This window comes from Enterobacter sp. 03-F-07-AD-ECC, assembly GCF_047530935.1.
Lineage (GTDB): Bacteria > Pseudomonadota > Gammaproteobacteria > Enterobacterales > Enterobacteriaceae > Enterobacter > Enterobacter cloacae.
The window spans coordinates 311,926-327,495 of sequence record NZ_JBLKBZ010000003.1 but is presented as its reverse complement, the minus strand read 5'-3'; the positions used below and the strand labels follow the sequence as shown (position 1 = coordinate 327,495).

The 15,570-nt window shown below is 56.4% G+C and carries 18 protein-coding genes; 9 read left to right on the top strand and 9 right to left on the bottom strand.

The window, feature by feature from the left end; genetic code table 11:
* Window positions 1–37 precede the first annotated feature (37 nt).
* The 4 genes from nlpI to mtr all read left to right on the top strand — a co-directional run bounded on the left by nlpI (window position 38) and on the right by mtr (window position 4,385).
* Window positions 38–922: a lipoprotein NlpI gene (gene nlpI, locus ACMWKA_RS06710; RefSeq protein ID WP_013098912.1), complete on the top strand. Its 885-nt coding sequence runs from the start codon at window positions 38–40 to the stop codon at window positions 920–922.
* A 108-nt stretch (window positions 923–1,030) separates the two neighbouring features.
* The gene (yrbN, locus tag ACMWKA_RS06705; RefSeq protein WP_097533792.1) at window positions 1,031–1,111 is read left to right on the top strand and encodes a protein YrbN; all 81 of its coding nucleotides are present in this window, start codon (window positions 1,031–1,033) and stop codon (window positions 1,109–1,111) included.
* On the top strand, window positions 1,104–2,999 hold the full coding sequence (locus ACMWKA_RS06700) for a DEAD/DEAH family ATP-dependent RNA helicase (protein WP_013098911.1): 1,896 nt from the start codon (window positions 1,104–1,106) through the stop codon (window positions 2,997–2,999). Before yrbN ends, ACMWKA_RS06700 begins: the two co-directional genes overlap by 8 nt.
* A gap of 141 nt (window positions 3,000–3,140) precedes the next feature.
* A complete protein-coding gene (gene mtr, locus ACMWKA_RS06695; RefSeq protein WP_038420695.1) occupies window positions 3,141–4,385 on the top strand; it encodes a tryptophan permease in 1,245 nt (414 codons plus the stop codon).
* Between the two features lie 85 nt (window positions 4,386–4,470).
* Here mtr and ACMWKA_RS06690 read toward each other — a convergent pair whose 3' ends face one another.
* From ACMWKA_RS06690 to ubiU, 3 genes are all read right to left on the bottom strand, one after another.
* Entirely contained in the window at window positions 4,471–5,478 is a 1,008-nt protein-coding gene (locus tag ACMWKA_RS06690; RefSeq protein WP_414760087.1) for a luciferase-like monooxygenase, read from the bottom strand.
* Between the two features lie 78 nt (window positions 5,479–5,556).
* The gene (locus ACMWKA_RS06685; RefSeq protein WP_095908334.1) at window positions 5,557–6,435 is read right to left on the bottom strand and encodes a U32 family peptidase; all 879 of its coding nucleotides are present in this window, start codon (window positions 6,433–6,435) and stop codon (window positions 5,557–5,559) included.
* A gap of 7 nt (window positions 6,436–6,442) precedes the next feature.
* Window positions 6,443–7,438 carry a ubiquinone anaerobic biosynthesis protein UbiU gene (gene ubiU / locus ACMWKA_RS06680; protein ID WP_062857462.1) on the bottom strand — a complete coding sequence of 332 codons (996 nt, stop codon included), beginning with the start codon at window positions 7,436–7,438 and terminating at the stop codon, window positions 6,443–6,445.
* Window positions 7,439–7,649: 211 nt separating this feature from the next.
* Between ubiU and ubiT the strand changes: the two genes are divergently transcribed.
* Both ubiT and ACMWKA_RS06670 read left to right on the top strand, forming a co-directional pair.
* Window positions 7,650–8,174, top strand: a complete 525-nt coding sequence (gene ubiT, locus ACMWKA_RS06675; protein WP_038420959.1) for a ubiquinone anaerobic biosynthesis accessory factor UbiT — start codon at window positions 7,650–7,652, stop codon at window positions 8,172–8,174.
* Window positions 8,168–8,671: a GNAT family N-acetyltransferase gene (locus ACMWKA_RS06670; RefSeq protein WP_095908333.1), complete on the top strand. Its 504-nt coding sequence runs from the start codon at window positions 8,168–8,170 to the stop codon at window positions 8,669–8,671. Before ubiT ends, ACMWKA_RS06670 begins: the two co-directional genes overlap by 7 nt.
* On the opposite strand, the gene ACMWKA_RS06665 is transcribed toward ACMWKA_RS06670, so the two are convergent.
* Window positions 8,658–8,987, bottom strand: a complete 330-nt coding sequence (locus ACMWKA_RS06665; RefSeq protein WP_020687335.1) for a GIY-YIG nuclease family protein — start codon at window positions 8,985–8,987, stop codon at window positions 8,658–8,660. The two genes, ACMWKA_RS06670 and ACMWKA_RS06665, sit on opposite strands and share 14 nt — an antisense overlap.
* A gap of 14 nt (window positions 8,988–9,001) precedes the next feature.
* Between ACMWKA_RS06665 and ACMWKA_RS06660 the strand changes: the two genes are divergently transcribed.
* On the top strand, window positions 9,002–9,436 hold the full coding sequence (locus ACMWKA_RS06660; RefSeq protein WP_284957328.1) for a YhbP family protein: 435 nt from the start codon (window positions 9,002–9,004) through the stop codon (window positions 9,434–9,436).
* On the opposite strand, the gene ACMWKA_RS06655 is transcribed toward ACMWKA_RS06660, so the two are convergent.
* Entirely contained in the window at window positions 9,416–9,934 is a 519-nt protein-coding gene (locus ACMWKA_RS06655; RefSeq protein WP_013098902.1) for a type 1 glutamine amidotransferase domain-containing protein, read from the bottom strand. The genes ACMWKA_RS06660 and ACMWKA_RS06655 overlap by 21 nt on opposite strands.
* Before the next feature lie 128 nt (window positions 9,935–10,062).
* Here ACMWKA_RS06655 and ACMWKA_RS06650 point away from each other — a divergent pair, with 128 nt between their 5' ends.
* Together ACMWKA_RS06650 and ACMWKA_RS06645 are read left to right on the top strand one after the other, a co-directional pair.
* Entirely contained in the window at window positions 10,063–10,707 is a 645-nt protein-coding gene (locus tag ACMWKA_RS06650) for an NAD(P)H-binding protein (RefSeq protein WP_148791213.1), read from the top strand.
* Between the two features lie 40 nt (window positions 10,708–10,747).
* Window positions 10,748–11,785 carry a permease gene (locus ACMWKA_RS06645; RefSeq protein ID WP_044157663.1) on the top strand — a complete coding sequence of 346 codons (1,038 nt, stop codon included), beginning with the start codon at window positions 10,748–10,750 and terminating at the stop codon, window positions 11,783–11,785.
* A 49-nt stretch (window positions 11,786–11,834) separates the two neighbouring features.
* On the opposite strand, the gene dolP is transcribed toward ACMWKA_RS06645, so the two are convergent.
* The 4 genes from dolP to ACMWKA_RS06625 are packed head-to-tail and all read right to left on the bottom strand — an operon-like array spanning window position 11,835 to window position 15,544.
* Window positions 11,835–12,410: a division/outer membrane stress-associated lipid-binding lipoprotein gene (dolP, locus tag ACMWKA_RS06640; protein ID WP_013098899.1), complete on the bottom strand. Its 576-nt coding sequence runs from the start codon at window positions 12,408–12,410 to the stop codon at window positions 11,835–11,837.
* A gap of 9 nt (window positions 12,411–12,419) precedes the next feature.
* On the bottom strand, window positions 12,420–13,010 hold the full coding sequence (gene diaA, locus ACMWKA_RS06635) for a DnaA initiator-associating protein DiaA (protein ID WP_003861754.1): 591 nt from the start codon (window positions 13,008–13,010) through the stop codon (window positions 12,420–12,422).
* A 21-nt stretch (window positions 13,011–13,031) separates the two neighbouring features.
* Window positions 13,032–13,427 carry a YraN family protein gene (locus tag ACMWKA_RS06630; protein WP_013098898.1) on the bottom strand — a complete coding sequence of 132 codons (396 nt, stop codon included), beginning with the start codon at window positions 13,425–13,427 and terminating at the stop codon, window positions 13,032–13,034.
* Window positions 13,385–15,544 (bottom strand): penicillin-binding protein activator, encoded by a 2,160-nt coding sequence (locus tag ACMWKA_RS06625; protein WP_013098897.1) that lies wholly within the window; start codon window positions 15,542–15,544, stop codon window positions 13,385–13,387. Before ACMWKA_RS06625 ends, ACMWKA_RS06630 begins: the two co-directional genes overlap by 43 nt.
* Window positions 15,545–15,570 lie beyond the last annotated feature (26 nt).

The window sequence follows — 15,570 nt, the reverse complement described above, 5'->3', positions numbered from 1 at the left end:
AGGACGTTCATCCAATAGTTGTCTTCGGGAGTGGGAAATGAAGCCTTTTTTGCGCTGGTGTTTCGTTGCGACAGCTTTAACGCTGGCAGGATGCAGCAACTCTGCCTGGCGTAAGAGCGAAGTCCTCGCAGTGCCATTGCAACCGACTTTGCAGCAGGAAGTGATTCTGGCACGCATGGAACAAATTCTTGCCAGTCGGGCTTTAACCGATGACGAACGCGCACAGCTTTTATATGAGCGCGGAGTGTTGTATGATAGTCTCGGTCTGAGGGCATTAGCGCGAAATGATTTCTCACAAGCGCTGGCTATCCGACCTGATATGCCTGAAGTATTCAATTACTTAGGCATTTATTTAACGCAGGCAGGCAATTTTGATGCTGCCTATGAAGCGTTTGATTCTGTACTTGAGCTTGATCCAACTTACAACTACGCGCACTTGAATCGCGGTATCGCATTGTATTACGGCGGTCGTGATAAGTTAGCGCAAGATGATCTGCTGGCGTTTTATCAAGACGATCCTAATGATCCTTTCCGTAGCCTGTGGCTTTACATCGTTGAGCAGAAGCTCGATGAGAAGCAGGCAAAAGAGGCACTGAAACAGCGCTTCGACAAATCGGACAAGGAACAGTGGGGATGGAACATTGTCGAGTTCTACCTGGGCAACATTAGCGAAGCAACGCTGATGGAACGCCTCAAGGCGGACGCAACGGATAACACCTCGCTCGCTGAGCATCTCAGTGAAACCAACTTCTATTTAGGTAAGTACTACCTAAGTCTGGGGGATAAGGACAGCGCTACGGCACTGTTCAAATTAGCGGTTGCTAACAACGTACACAACTTCGTTGAGCACCGTTATGCATTGTTGGAATTATCGCTCTTGGGCCAGGAGCAAGATGACCTGGCAGAATCGGACCAGCAATAGCTGACGACATAAACATCAGCCCGTAATCTTTTTGATTGCCATCACCTTCACTGGTGAGGGCGTTGTTGTTCGTCAATACACCTAATTTGAGCCGGTTCACACTTTTCAATGAAAATTGCAGATCATTTTCACGATGAGCTAAGTAGACTGGCCGCCATTGACATTGAGGCACTCGTACTACATGGCTGAATTCGAAACCACTTTTGCAGATCTGGGCCTGAAGGCTCCTATCCTTGAAGCTCTTAACGATCTCGGTTACGAAAAACCATCTCCGATCCAGGCAGAATGTATCCCACATCTGCTCTCTGGTCGTGACGTGCTGGGCATGGCCCAGACTGGTAGCGGCAAAACCGCAGCATTCTCGCTGCCGCTGCTGAACAACATTGATCCGGACCTGCGTGCACCGCAGATCCTCGTCCTGGCTCCAACCCGTGAACTGGCGGTTCAGGTTGCGGAAGCGATGACGGAATTCTCTAAACACATGCGCGGCGTAAACGTGGTAGCCCTGTACGGCGGCCAGCGTTATGACGTGCAGTTACGCGCCCTGCGCCAGGGCCCACAGATTGTGGTCGGTACGCCGGGCCGTCTGCTGGATCACCTGAAGCGCGGTACACTGGATCTCTCTAAACTGAGCGGTCTGGTACTGGATGAAGCCGACGAAATGCTGCGTATGGGCTTCATCGAAGACGTAGAAACCATCATGGCGCAGATCCCGGAAGGTCACCAGACCGCTCTGTTCTCTGCCACCATGCCAGAAGCAATCCGTCGCATTACCCGCCGCTTCATGAAAGAGCCGCAGGAAGTGCGCATTCAGTCCAGCGTTACCACTCGCCCGGACATCAGCCAGAGCTACTGGTCTGTGTACGGCATGCGCAAAAACGAAGCGCTGGTGCGTTTCCTGGAAGCGGAAGATTTTGATGCGGCGATTATCTTCGTTCGTACCAAAAACGCGACCCTGGAAGTGGCTGAAGCCCTGGAGCGTAACGGCTACAACAGCGCAGCGCTGAATGGCGACATGAACCAGGCTCTGCGTGAGCAGACGCTGGAGCGTCTGAAAGACGGTCGTCTGGATATCCTGATTGCAACCGACGTGGCAGCACGTGGTCTGGACGTTGAGCGTATCAGCCTGGTTGTAAACTACGACATCCCAATGGACTCTGAGTCTTACGTTCACCGTATCGGCCGTACCGGTCGTGCAGGTCGTGCGGGTCGTGCCCTGCTGTTCGTTGAGAACCGCGAGCGTCGTCTGCTGCGTAACATTGAACGCACCATGAAGCTGACCATTCCGGAAGCGGAGCTGCCAAACGCGGAACTGCTGGGCAAACGCCGTCTGGAAAAATTCGCCGCGAAAGTCCAGCAGCAGCTGGAAAGCAGCGATCTGGATCAGTACCGTGCGCTGCTGGCGCAGATTCAGCCAACCGCTGAAGGCGAAGAGCTGGATATCGAAACGCTGGCTGCAGCACTGCTGAAGATGGCACAGGGCGAACGTACCCTGATCGTGCCACCAGATGCACCGATGCGTCCTCGTCGTGAGTTCCGCGATCGTGACGATCGCTTCGAACGCCGTGGTGACCGTAACGATCGTGGCCCACGTGGTGACCGTTCAGAGCGTGGTGGTGAAGACCGTCCACGTCGTGAGCGTCGTGACGCTGGCGAAATGGAACTGTACCGCATTGAAGTGGGCCGTGATGATGGTGTTGAAGTTCGTCATATCGTTGGCGCGATCGCGAACGAAGGCGACATCAGCAGCCGTTACATCGGTAACATCAAGCTGTTCGCATCTCACTCCACCATCGAGCTGCCAAAAGGCATGCCGGGCGAAGTACTGCAGCACTTTACTCGCACCCGCATCCTGAACAAGCCGATGAACATGCAGCTGCTGGGCGATGCACAGCCACGTCCTGACCGTGGCGGCGAACGTCGTGGCGGTGGTCGCGGTTTCGGTGGCGAGCGTCGTGAAGGCGGTCGCAGCGAAGGTCGCGGTGGTGAAGGTCGTCGTTTCTCCGGTGAACGCCGTGATAGCCGTGGCCCACGTCGTGAAGAAGGCACCAGCCGTCGTCGTTTTGGTGACGCGTAAGCCTTTCGTTTCTGACGTAAAGTAATATATACAGCCCCGATAAAGACTATCGGGGCTTTTTTTATTCCCTTTGTACTCTTGTACTGGTACAGTGCAGCACATTAAAATGCAAACCACATTTTTGACTGGAGATATGGCTGTATGGCGACACTAACCACCACCCAAACGTCACCTTCGCTGCTTGGCGGCGTGGTGATCATCGGCGGAACCATTATTGGTGCCGGGATGTTCTCCCTGCCAGTGGTCATGTCCGGTGCGTGGTTCTTCTGGTCGCTGGCTGCGCTGGTCTTCACCTGGTTCTGTATGCTCCATTCAGGGCTGATGATCCTTGAAGCCAACCTGAACTACCGCATTGGCTCCAGCTTCGACACCATCACGAAAGATCTGCTGGGTAAAGGCTGGAACCTGGTGAACGGCCTTTCCATCGCGTTTGTGCTCTACATCCTGACCTACGCGTACATCTCAGCAAGCGGCTCGATTCTGCATCACACCTTTTCGGAGATGTCGCTGAACGTTCCGGCGCGTCTGGCCGGGTTGTGCTTTGCGCTGGGTGTCGCGTTTATCGTCTGGATGAGTACCAAAGCGGTGAGCCGGATGACGGCCATCGTACTGGGCGCAAAGGTCATCACTTTCTTTCTGACCTTCGGTAGCCTGCTGGGGCACGTTACCCCGTCAACACTGTTTAACGTGGCTGAAACCAATACGTCGTATACGCCGTATCTGCTGATGACCCTGCCGTTCTGTCTGGCGTCGTTTGGCTACCACGGCAACGTACCGAGCCTGATGAAGTACTACGGCAAAGACCCGCGGACAATCGTCAAGTGCCTGGTTTACGGTACGCTGCTGGCGCTGGGGCTGTATGTGATTTGGCTGCTGGGGACGATGGGCAACATCCCGCGTCCTGAGTTTATCGGCATTGCGCAGAAGGGCGGGAATATAGATGTGCTGGTGCAGGCGCTGAGCGGTGTACTGAACAGCCGCAGTCTGGATCTGCTGCTGGTGGTATTCTCCAACTTTGCGGTTGCGAGCTCTTTCCTCGGCGTGACGCTCGGCCTGTTTGACTATCTGGCGGACCTGTTTGGCTTTGATGACTCCGCTATGGGGCGCTTCAAAACCGCACTGCTGACCTTCCTGCCACCGATGGTGGGCGGCCTGCTGTGGCCGAACGGCTTCCTGTACGCCATTGGTTATGCCGGTCTGGCGGCTACCATCTGGGCGGCAATTGTGCCGGCGCTTCTGGCGCGTAAATCCCGTCAGCGCTTCGGTAGCCCGAAATTCCGCGTCTGGGGCGGTAAACCGATGATTGCACTGATTCTGGTGTTTGGTGTTGGTAACGCGCTGGTCCACGTGCTGTCGAGCTTTAATCTGTTGCCGGTATATCAGTAAGTTTTTGTGCCGGATGGCGGCTACGCCTTATCCGGCCTACGCGATCCCGTAGGCCCGGTAAGCGAAGCGCCACCGGGCAAAAAAACTACCCCACCAACTCCTCTTTCACCTGCATCGCCAGTTCAAACGAGTGCAAACGCGCCTGATGATCGAAAATCTGGCCGTTAACCATAATCTCATCAGCCTGCGTCTCGCGCAGCACCGCTTCAAGCCCGTGACGCACCTTCGCTTTATCTCCCACCAGCGACATGCTCAGCGCCTGTTGAACACCATACTGCTCGGAAGCTGACCACAGCTGATGCATATTCTCCACCGGCGGTGGAAGCTGGCCGGTCTCACCGCGACGCAGCTTCACAAACGCCTGCTGCATGGAGGTAAACAGGAATTCCGCATCGCGATTGCTGTCGGCGGCAATGATGTTGATACACACCATCGCGTACGGTTTCTCCAGCCTTTCAGAAGGTTTGAAGTTCGTGCGGTAGAGATGCAGCGCCTGATGCAGCATATCCGGTGCGAAGTGGGAGGCGAACGCGAAGGGCAGCCCCAGCTGTGCAGCAAGCTGCGCGCTATAAAGACTTGAGCCTAACAGCCATACCGGGATCTTCTCGCCATAGCCCGGCACCGGGCGCACGTGCGGGTTCGGGTCACGCGCATCGAACCAGTCCACCAGTTCAGCCACATCACGCGGGAAATTGTCGATGTCACCGCTCATATGGCGACGCAGGGCGCGCATGGTGGGCTGGTCGCTGCCCGGCGCACGGCCAAGGCCTAAATCAATACGGCCCGGGTAGAGGGTATTCAGCGTACCAAACTGCTCGGCGATCACCAGAGGAGAATGGTTTGGCAGCATCACGCCACCGGATCCCAGGTGCAGGGTAGTGGTGTTCGCGGCCAGATAGCCAATCAGCACCGAGGTGGCAGCGCTGGCGATGCCGACCATGTTGTGATGCTCCGCCAGCCAGTAACGGTGATAGCCACGCTTTTCGGCCAGTTGAGCCAGATCGAGAGAGTGCGAAAAAGCTTCTCTTGCCGAGGAGCCTTGTGGGATCGGCGCCAGATCCAGCACCGAAAACGGAAGGGTTTTGTCAGTCATAACAGCTCACTTTGTCGACGGTCAATCTTTAATACTGCATTAAATAATGATAACCGTTGTTAACAAAGTGAGCCTTTTTCAGGCCTGCAGCTCCAGTCCGGCCAGCCGCTTCCAGTAGCCGTTACAGTCACTGTTTGCCGTCAGCGGCAGCGGCGATGCGCCGTTTTCATTGGCGCGAAAAGCATCCAGCATGGCAAACACGCTGGTGTCCAGCGGGGACAGACGTACCATGTCCACCAGTCCGTCCATCGACGCCAGCTCGTTACCAAGGTTATACACATAACCACTCATGGTCTGAATGCCGTTCAGGACAAACACCTGCTGATTCTCCTGCGACAGCATGCTGCGCCCGTTCGGGTACTTGATGCAGCAGGTTTCGCACTCGTCTTTCGGGCGATCTTCAGAGCGGGCAGTGAAGCAGCGGGCAGAGTACGCCAGCGGCAGATGGCCATAGCTCAACACTTCCACTTCAAACTGGTTGCGAATACCCAGCTCGTCACACTGGTTCAGGAGGTTTACCAGCCAGTCACGCGACAGCTCTACCGGCATGCACCAGCGCGTCATCCCCTGTTTCAGCAGCAGGCGCAGGGTCACGGCGTTATAGCAGTTCAATGCATGGCCCGCGACAAACGGCAGCTTGCGTTCGGCGCACATATTCACCACGCCCAGATCGCTGGCCTCCAGCAGAAACTCGCCGTTCTCCACGTAGCGCTTCAACTCACCCAGTTCAGATGAGGCTTGTACCAGCGCCAGCGTAGAGAGCACCACCTGTTTGCCGCTCCCGGCCAGGCTTTTCGCCATCTCCAGCCAGTCGCCCACTTTGCTGGCACGGCGCTTGCTGCATACCGCTTCGCCAAGGTAAATCACATCGGCGCTGCTGGTCGCGGCCTGTTGATAAAAATCTTCCAGCGTCTCTTTTGGCCAGTAGTAGAGCACCGGTCCTAATGAATATTTCATGGTTATCTCACTGCCATTTACGGTGATACGCGCCAAGCGTGGTTTGGGTGCCTTCAGACATTGCGCCGAGCGTCTCCATCCAGGCCGATTGCGGGGCGTAGTTCTGCGGGTCTGCCATGCAGCGGTCAATGGCCTGACGCCAGACTTTCGCCACCTGACTGACGTAGGCCGGGCTGCGCTGGCGACCTTCAATCTTCACCGAGGCAATATTAGCGGCCAGCAGTTCCGGCAGCAGTTCCAGCGTGTTGAGGCTGGTGGGTTCTTCCAGCGCGTGATAACGCTCGCCGTCAACCAGATAGCGGCCTTTGCACAGCGTCGGGTAGCCAGCGTTTTCACCGTCCTGATAGCGGTCAATCAGTACCTCATTCAGGCGAGATTCCAGCCCCTGCGGGGTTTGCTGCCAGCGAACAAAGCGGGCAGGTGAGCAGGCACCAACGGTATTAGGGGATTCACCGGTTAAATACGAGGAGAGATAGCAGCGGCCTTCAGCCATGATGCACAGGCTACCAAAGGCAAAAACTTCCAGCGGCACTGGCGTGACGCGCGCGAGTTGCTTAACCTGATGAATAGAGAGCACGCGCGGTAAAACCACCCGGGCCACGTCAAAATTTTGATGATAAAAACGTACCGCCTCTTCGTTGGTGGCAGAGGCCTGAACAGAGACATGGCGCTCAATATGAGGATAGCGTTCTGCCGCATACTCTAGCATGGCGAGGTCGGCCAGAATCAGCGCATCGGCACCCAGCTGTGCTGCCATATCCACCGCGCGCTGCCAGCGGGCATAGCCATCAGGATGGGCAAAGGTATTGATGGCAATATGCAATTTGCGGCGGTGCTGATGTACGAAGTTAACGGCTTCCTGAAGCTTTTTCTCCGTAAAGTTGAGGCCAGCAAAATGGCGGGCGTTAGTATCATCTTTCAGCCCGATATAGACCGCATCGGCCCCATTTTCGATGGCCGCCTTAAGCGCCGGAAGGTTTCCGGCAGGGCAGAGCAGCTCCATAATTTATCCTGATGTCGTCGAGAGCAAAAATGTTAACGAGCTGGGATTTTAATTAACCCATACGCGACAATTTTTGATTTAAGGCAGCTAATGGCGTATTGATGGCACCAATAATGAGGTACACCGGACGTCGGTTTGTTGATTTACGCCGCTATGTTCTCCTCCGGATATGGCAAAATACCCGGACTATCGCTATCAGGGAGTAAAGCTCGTGCTGGATAAACTGCGTTCACGTCTCGTACAATTTGGTCCATCAATGCTGAGCGTGCCGGTAAAACTGGCGCCGTTCGCGCTTAAACGTCAGGTGCTGGAGCAGCTCCTGAGCTGGCAGTTCCGCCAGGCGCTGCAGGAAGGCGAACTGGCGTTCCTGGAAGGCCGCTGGTTAAGCATTGAAGTGCGTGATATCGGTCTGCGCTGGTTTACCTCCGTCGAGAATGACCAGCTGATTGTGCGCCAGTCCGCCGACGCGGATGTGAGCTTTAGCGCCGACGCCTGCGATCTGCTGATGATCGCCGCGCGTAAGCAGGATCCGGATACCCTCTTTTTCCAGCGCCGTCTGGTCATTGAAGGCGATACGGAACTGGGTCTGTACGTCAAAAATTTAATGGATGCCATTGAGCTGGAGCAGATGCCAAAAGCGCTGCGCGTGATGTTAATGCAAATGGCAGATTTCGTTGAGGCCGGGCTGAAAACCCCGCCTGACAGTAAACACACTTCAGTAGGTGAGCCATGCTGATTCGAGTCGAAATTGGGATTGATGCACCGGGTATCGATGCGTTGTTACGCCGCTCTTTTGCGAGCGACGCAGAAGCCCAACTGGTCCACGATCTCCGCGAAGACGGCCTGATCACGCTGGGGCTGGTTGCCACCGATGACGAAGGTCAGGTGGTGGGCTACGTTGCCTTCAGCCCGGTAACCGTTCAGGGTGAAGAATTACAGTGGGTAGGAATGGCGCCGCTGGCGGTAGATGAAAACTATCGTGGACAAGGGCTGGCACGTCAGCTGGTGTATGAAGGGCTGGACTCGCTCAATGAGTTTGGCTATGCCGCGGTGGTGACGCTGGGCGATCCTGCTTTCTATGGTCGCCTGGGCTTCGAGCCGGCGGCGCAGTATGATCTCCGCTGTCGCTGGCCGGGCACCGAAACTGCCTTCCAGGTGCACCGTCTGGCGGATGACGCGCTCAACGGCGTAAATGGCCTCGTGGAGTATCACGACCATTTTAATCGCTTCTAATCAGGCTTTCACACAGCGCCTCAAACGATCCGTCTCCGGTGACGAGGCGCTCTTTCTGGCGCTTCGTCAACTGCTTAATGCGGTATTCCACTCTTAACGCCAGCGATCTGTCACCCACGGGGGCAGAAAAGGCGAGCGTTAATTCTCCTTTCCCCCGCAGCGCTTTTGCCCCTTTTCCCGTTTGATGCTGAAGAAAACGCCGCGCCACATCGGTCGTGATCCCGGTGTAGAGAGCGTTATCGGCGGTACGGACAAGATAGAGAAACCAGCACACGGTAAACAGATTCAGTATGTTAAGGTGAACGCACCATAGCATGAGAGAGAACGAAAATGGAAACTCTGGCTGCCATTAACAGCTGGCTGGCGAAACAGCATGTTGTCACCTGGTGCGTGTATGACGACGGTGAAATGTGGTGCGCGAATGCGTTTTACTATTATGACCCTGAGCGCGTTGCGTTTTATGTGATGAGTGAAGATAAAACGCGCCATGCGCAGATGACCGGTCAGCAGGCGAAGGTGGCAGGGACAGTTAACGGTCAGCCTAAAACGGTGGCACTGATCCGTGGGGTGCAGTTTAAAGGGGAGATCCGTCGTCTGGATGGTGAAGAGAGCGACGCGCGCCGTAAGCACTACACGCGCCGCTTTCCGGTAGCCGCCGCCTTAAAAGCCCCGGTGTGGGAAATCCGCCTTGATGAGCTGAAATTTACCGACAACACGCTGGGCTTTGGCAAAAAGCTGCACTGGCTACGCGCCGAGCAGGCGTAGCGCTTCGCGGTTGAACGCCGGCAGATCGTCCGGGGTTCGGCTGGTGATCAGCTGGTCTTTGTCGTTGACCACCTCCTGATCGTAAAACTCGGCCCCCGCGTTTTTCAGATCGACAACGATCGGTTTCACGGCAGTGAGTTTACGCCCGCGCACCACATCCGCGCTGATAAGCAGTTGCGGACCATGGCAGATAGCAAAGACCGGTTTTCCGGTGGAGACAAAATCGCGGGTGAACGTTACGAAGCGCTCGTCGCCGCGCAGGGAGTCCGGTGAATGACCGCCGGGTAACAGCAGGGCATCAAAATCAGACGGGCTGACGTTATCGATGGTCTCATCGATGGTCACGCTGGCCTCGCCCTTATGGCCTTTCACCGTTTTTCCCGCCTCTTTCTCAATGGTGATGACCTCATGTCCCGCCTTGCGGAACGCCTCAGCAGGTGAGGTGAATTCTGAATCTTCAAACTCGTCGGTAATCAGGACTGCGATTTTTTTACCCATGCTTCCTCCGTTGTTTTCGCTTCAGACTGTTTTTTTCCCGTTTGTGGTAAATACTTACCGGTAACAGACTTCTAAGTGTGGTTGACCATGCTGAGTTCGCAAACGGACTATTCTGTAAAGGGGATGAAATGAGTCAGGTACTGATTACGGGGGCAACCGGGCTGGTGGGCGATCATCTGCTGCGGCTGCTGATCCAGGATCGCAGGGTGAACTACATTGCGGCCCCGACACGTCGACCGCTGGCGGACATTTCTGGCGTTTTTAATCCTCACGATCCACAGCTGACCGACGCACTGGCGCAGGTGCAGGATCCCATCGATATCGCCTTTTGCTGCCTCGGGACAACGCGGCGTGAGGCGGGCAGTAAAGAGGCGTTTGTTCATGCTGACTATACGCTGGTGGTTGATACGGCGCTAACGGCGAAAAAGCTGGGTGCCACCCATTTTGTGGTGGTCAGCTCGCTGGGCGCCAGCGCCCATTCGCCGTTCTTTTACAGCAAGGTGAAGGGCGAGATGGAAGAGGCCCTGATTGCCCAGAAGTGGGAGCGGTTGACAATAGTCCGTCCCTCCATGCTGCTGGGGCATCGCGACGAGCGTCGTTTTAACGAGTCGATGTTTGCCCCGTTGTTCCGCATTCTCCCCGGTAACTGGAAATCCATCGAGGCGCGCGATGTGGCGCGTGCGATGTTAAAAGAGGGGCTGTCACCATCGCAGGAGGGAGTGAATATCATCCCTTCGGCGAAACTGCGTGAAATCGCGCAGGGCGAGGCGTAAACTCCCCCGGCTAATTAAATAACACTCTCCGGGGAATGCTATGACTGGTCAGTCTTCATCTCAGGCGGCAACACCTGTCCAATGGTGGAAGCCCGCGCTCTTCTTTCTCGTGGTCATTATCGGCCTCTGGTATGTGAAATGGCAGCCGTACTACGGTAAAGCCTTCACTGCCGCTGAAACGCACAGCATCGGTAAATCTATTCTCGCTCACGCTGATTCCAGCCCGCTTCGCGCGGCGTGGGATTATGCCATGGTCTATTTCCTTGCCGTCTGGAAAGCCGCCGTATTAGGCGTCATTCTGGGCTCGTTGATCCAGGTGCTTATCCCGCGTCACTGGCTGGTGAAAACCCTGGGGCAGCCACGTTTTCAGGGCACCCTGCTGGGGACCATTTTCTCCTTGCCGGGCATGATGTGTTCGTGCTGTGCCGCGCCTGTTGCTGCCGGTATGCGCCGTCAGCGAGTCTCTATGGGCGGTGCGCTGGCGTTCTGGATGGGCAACCCGCTGTTAAACCCGGCAACGCTGGTGTTTATGGGCTTTGTGCTGGGCTGGCATTTCGCCTTTATCCGCCTGGTGGCCGGTCTGATGACGGTGCTGGTGGTGGCAACGCTGGTGCAGAAATGGGTGAAAGATAACGCCGTTGAACCGGCCGCCATTGAGCTTGATGTCAGCGAGCCGCAGGGAAGCTTCTTTGCGCGCTGGGGGAATGCTCTGTGGCAGCTTTTCTGGAGCACCATTCCTGTGTATATCCTGGCGGTGTTGGTGCTCGGGGCCGCACGCGTCTGGCTATTCCCGCATGCCGACGGCGCCATCGACAATACCCTGATGTGGGTCATTGCGATGGCCGTTGCCGGTTGTCTGTTTGTGATCCCAACGGCGGCTGAAATTCCGATTGTTCAGACCATGATGTTGGCCGGCATGGGCACCGCACCGGCACTGGCGTTGCTCATTACCTTGCCTGCCATCAGCCTGCCGTCGCTTATCATGCTGCGTAAGTCATTCCCCGCTAAAGCGCTGTGGCTCACTGCAGGACTGGTGGCGTTGAGTGGGGTGATTGTGGGGGGGATTGCGCTTCTGTGAAAAAAGCCCGGTGGCGCGAGCACGCACCGGGCTTACAGTCAGGTGGGAATTACTTAATGTAAGTAAATGCGGTGGTGACGTGTTTCACGCCGCTCACCCGGCTGGCGATATCGGCCGCCGCTTTCCCTTCACGATCGGTAACCAGGCCCAGCAGGAACACTTCGCCGTTTTCGGTCGTCACTTTCACGTTGGATGATTTCACCTGGTCTGAACCCAGCAGTTGGGAACGGACTTTCGTGGTGATCCACGTGTCATTGGAGGCGGTACCAAGGCTGATTGGCTGCCCCTGACGGACTTCGTTGAAGACTTCCGCAGTGCCCTCTACGCCCATCGCGATCTGTTTTGCGCGGCTGGAGAGTTCGCTATTTGGCGCCTGGCCTGTCAGCAGCACTTTGCCCTGGTAAGCCGTCACGTTGATGCGCGCTTCTTTCTTAATTTGCTCGTCTTTCGACAGCGCACTGTTGACGCGCAGCTCCAGCGTGCCGTCATCTACCTGGGTGCCAACGGTGCGCGGATCGGTCGCTGCTTTGGTGCCGACGGCAGCGGTACCCACGACAGCCGCAGCGATACATCCCTGCAGCAGTAATGCAGACATAAGGACTGCGAGGGTCGATAAAGCCTTCATGAGAACTCCTTAATCATCCTGGTGAGGGAAAAGCGTGTTATCGATCAAATCACATAAGCAGTTCACCGTGAGCATATGCATCTCCTGAATGCGTGCACTACGGTGAGACGGAATGCGGATTTCCACATCCTGCGGCCCCAGCAGGCCCGCCAGCTCGCCCCCGTCATAGCCGGTTAAGGCAACGATAGTCATATCGCGGGTAACGGCGGCTTCGACGGCTTTGACAATGTCACGGCTATTGCCGCGCGTGGAGATGGCCAGCAGCACATCGCCCGCATGGCCCAGGGCACGCACCTGCTTAGCGTAAATCTCGTCATGCAGACGATCGTTAGCAATCGCTGTTAAGACCACATTATCGGTATTAAGTGCAATGGCAGGTAAACTGGGGCGTTCTGTTTCAAAACGATTGATCATACTGGCAGCAAAATGCTGTGCGTTGGCAGCGGACGTGCCATTGCCACAACAGAGGATTTTGTTGCCATTGAGCAGGGACTGCACCAGCGTCATGGCGGCGCGAGAGATTGCGTCAGGGAGGGCTTCTGCCGCGGCAATCTGAGTCTGAATGCTTTCTGTGAAGCACACTTTAATTCTTTCGAGCACGTTATCCCTTTTAAATCTTAATTATGCGTCTTCGCCAAAAGCGTTTTTCAGCCATTCGATCTCGTTTCCGGTGAAGGCTAACACATCGAACCGGCAATCCACAGTATCAAAACTCCCATTATGGCGGGCAAGCCACAAGTGGGCAGTCTGTAATAATTTATGTTGTTTGGCGGGCGTCACGCTGGCGGCAGCACCGCCAAAACGGGAAGACTGTCGGTAGCGTACTTCTACAAACACAATGACCTGACCCTCTTTCATGATCAGATCGATTTCGCCGCCACGTCCGCGAACGTTAGCGGCGATAAAGCGCAGTCCCTTGCCCTCAAGCCAGCGACGCGCTTTTAATTCCCAGGCGTCGCCGGTCTCTTTACGGCTTAACTGGCCGGGACGATTTGTCCCTGCTGGTATTTGAGCCATGATAACTTCCTGTTAATCACGCAATCCTGAGTGGCCGTCAGATCGCCGGTATTGCCGTTTAGCTCAAAGCCCGGCACCTGACGCATTTGGGTAAAGTGGTTCGCCAGCGTCCAGGCATCGACGCCCATCGCGTACAGACGCGCCAGTGAGTAGTCGTTACGGACTGCGCTCAGCGCCTGCTGCATCAGGGCCGGATTGCTGCCCGCCAGCATCGGAATTTCGCTGTATTGCAGGCCGTCCATCTCCAGGCGGAAATCCGGGCCTGCGGTGCCTTGTGCGCTGCGAGAGCTGGCGTAGAGCGTGGCGCCGCTCTGGCTGCCGTTACGCATGGCGATCATCGGCTTGATAAAGGCAATCTCTTGCGGCGTAGCGACGATATAGGCCGCATCCACTTTACCGCCACCGCTAATCTGCGCGTCGGTAGGTGGGGCAGGGATGGTCAGACCGCCAATCGTCACGCTCTGCTGCTGTGGCAGGCTTGCACTCACCGGACTGCCGTTAAGCGCAATACCCGCGCCGCCGTTAACGCCCGCGCGCAGTTCAGAGACGGAGCCGAATTTCTGCTGCAGCACGATGCCGCCGCCCAGCTTCTGCCACTCTTCGGCAAAGGCGTTGGCGACGCGATCGCCCAGCGTACTGCGAGGGATCAGCAGCAGCGGAGACTGTTTCCCTTGCTCGTGAATATGACGCGCCGCATCGCGGGCTTCATCTTCCGGAGAGAGGGCGAAATAGCAGATATTGGCGCGGTTCTGAACCTGTTCAGGCTGGTTGAGCGCCAGCACGTTCAGCGCAGTGTTGCTCTTCATCAGCTCTTCGACGTTGTTTTTCAGCAGCGGACCCACAACGATGCTGGCACCGTCCTGTTGCACCTGCGCCAGAACCTGATCGAGCGGTTGAGAACTGGTGTCGTATATTTTCAGCTCAGCGCCCGGGTTAGCGCTGGTGGTGGCTGCGGCCTGTGGCTGGGCAGCAGGCTGAGCGGCAGGTTGTGCTGCGGGCTCAGTGGTCTGCGGTTGAGGTTGCTCCGCTGTTGCAGGCTCTGTCGCCGGTGCGGATTGTGTCTCTACCGGAGTCGCAGGCGCGGGTGCTGCGGCCGCAGGTGTGGTCGGTGCCGTCACCGGGTTCTGCATCGTCCCCTGCGGCGGCGTTTGTGCTGTGGTCAGGTCGCTGGTTTCCGCGGCGGAAGGGCTGACAACGTCGTTCACGTTTGCCGCCTGAGCTGCCTGCGCCGGAACTGCACTGCCGGTCACTGGCGTGGTACCGTTCTTCGCCGCTTCAAAACCTTGTTGAATGGTGCGGCCAAATACCGCCGCCTGGCCGTTCAACGGCAGAAGCAGGGCGATTTTGCTGGTGGAGGCAGGCTTAAAGTTCTGCACGTTCACCAGCTGTGTCGGCAGCATTTTCGCGCCCGGGTTTTGTGGGTAGCGCGTTTGCCAGTCGGTAATACCGGCTTTCAGCATGTTTGGATCGCTGCGGTTGTTAAACCACATCTGTTGCAGATCCAGCCACCCCTGCAACACGTTTTCATCAGCATTGATGACCAGCGCCTGCGCCTGTTCCTGGGTCATTGAGGCGAGCGCCTGCCAGGTGGAATCGATATTTTTCTGCTTGTCCGCACCGCCGAGCAGCGGCTCCTGGGCGATCAGCGCCCGTAGCAGCGTCAGGGAAGGACGTCCCTGCTCAGCGGTGATACCCGCCTGCCAGAAACGGGCCTGCTGATTTTTATCCAGTGCGCTTACGTCGATGTCGCCAAGGATCTTTTTCGCGGCGGCATAATCTTTCAGCGCGACTTTCAGCTCGGCAGAGAGCAGGCTCTGCTCAAGACGCTGGGCATCGTTAAGCTCGTGCGGAAGCTGGTTGAACAGTTCGGCGGCCTGCTGGGTTTTGCCCTCTTTCAGCAGTGCACGAATGGCGAGTAATTGCCAGTTGATCCTGGTATCATTTGAGCTTTGCGACATTTGTTGCAGATAAAAGCCAGAATCAGCCTGAGCGGATCCCTGCAGATGGGCCGTGCTCTGGTCAGGTGCCTGGGTGCCACAGCCTGCAAAGATCAGGGCTGCCAGCAGAAGCGGCACGCTGCGCGTGGCTTTTTTTCGAAGAAACGTTAACGGTACCATACTGTATCCAGTGATTTTTTTTACGC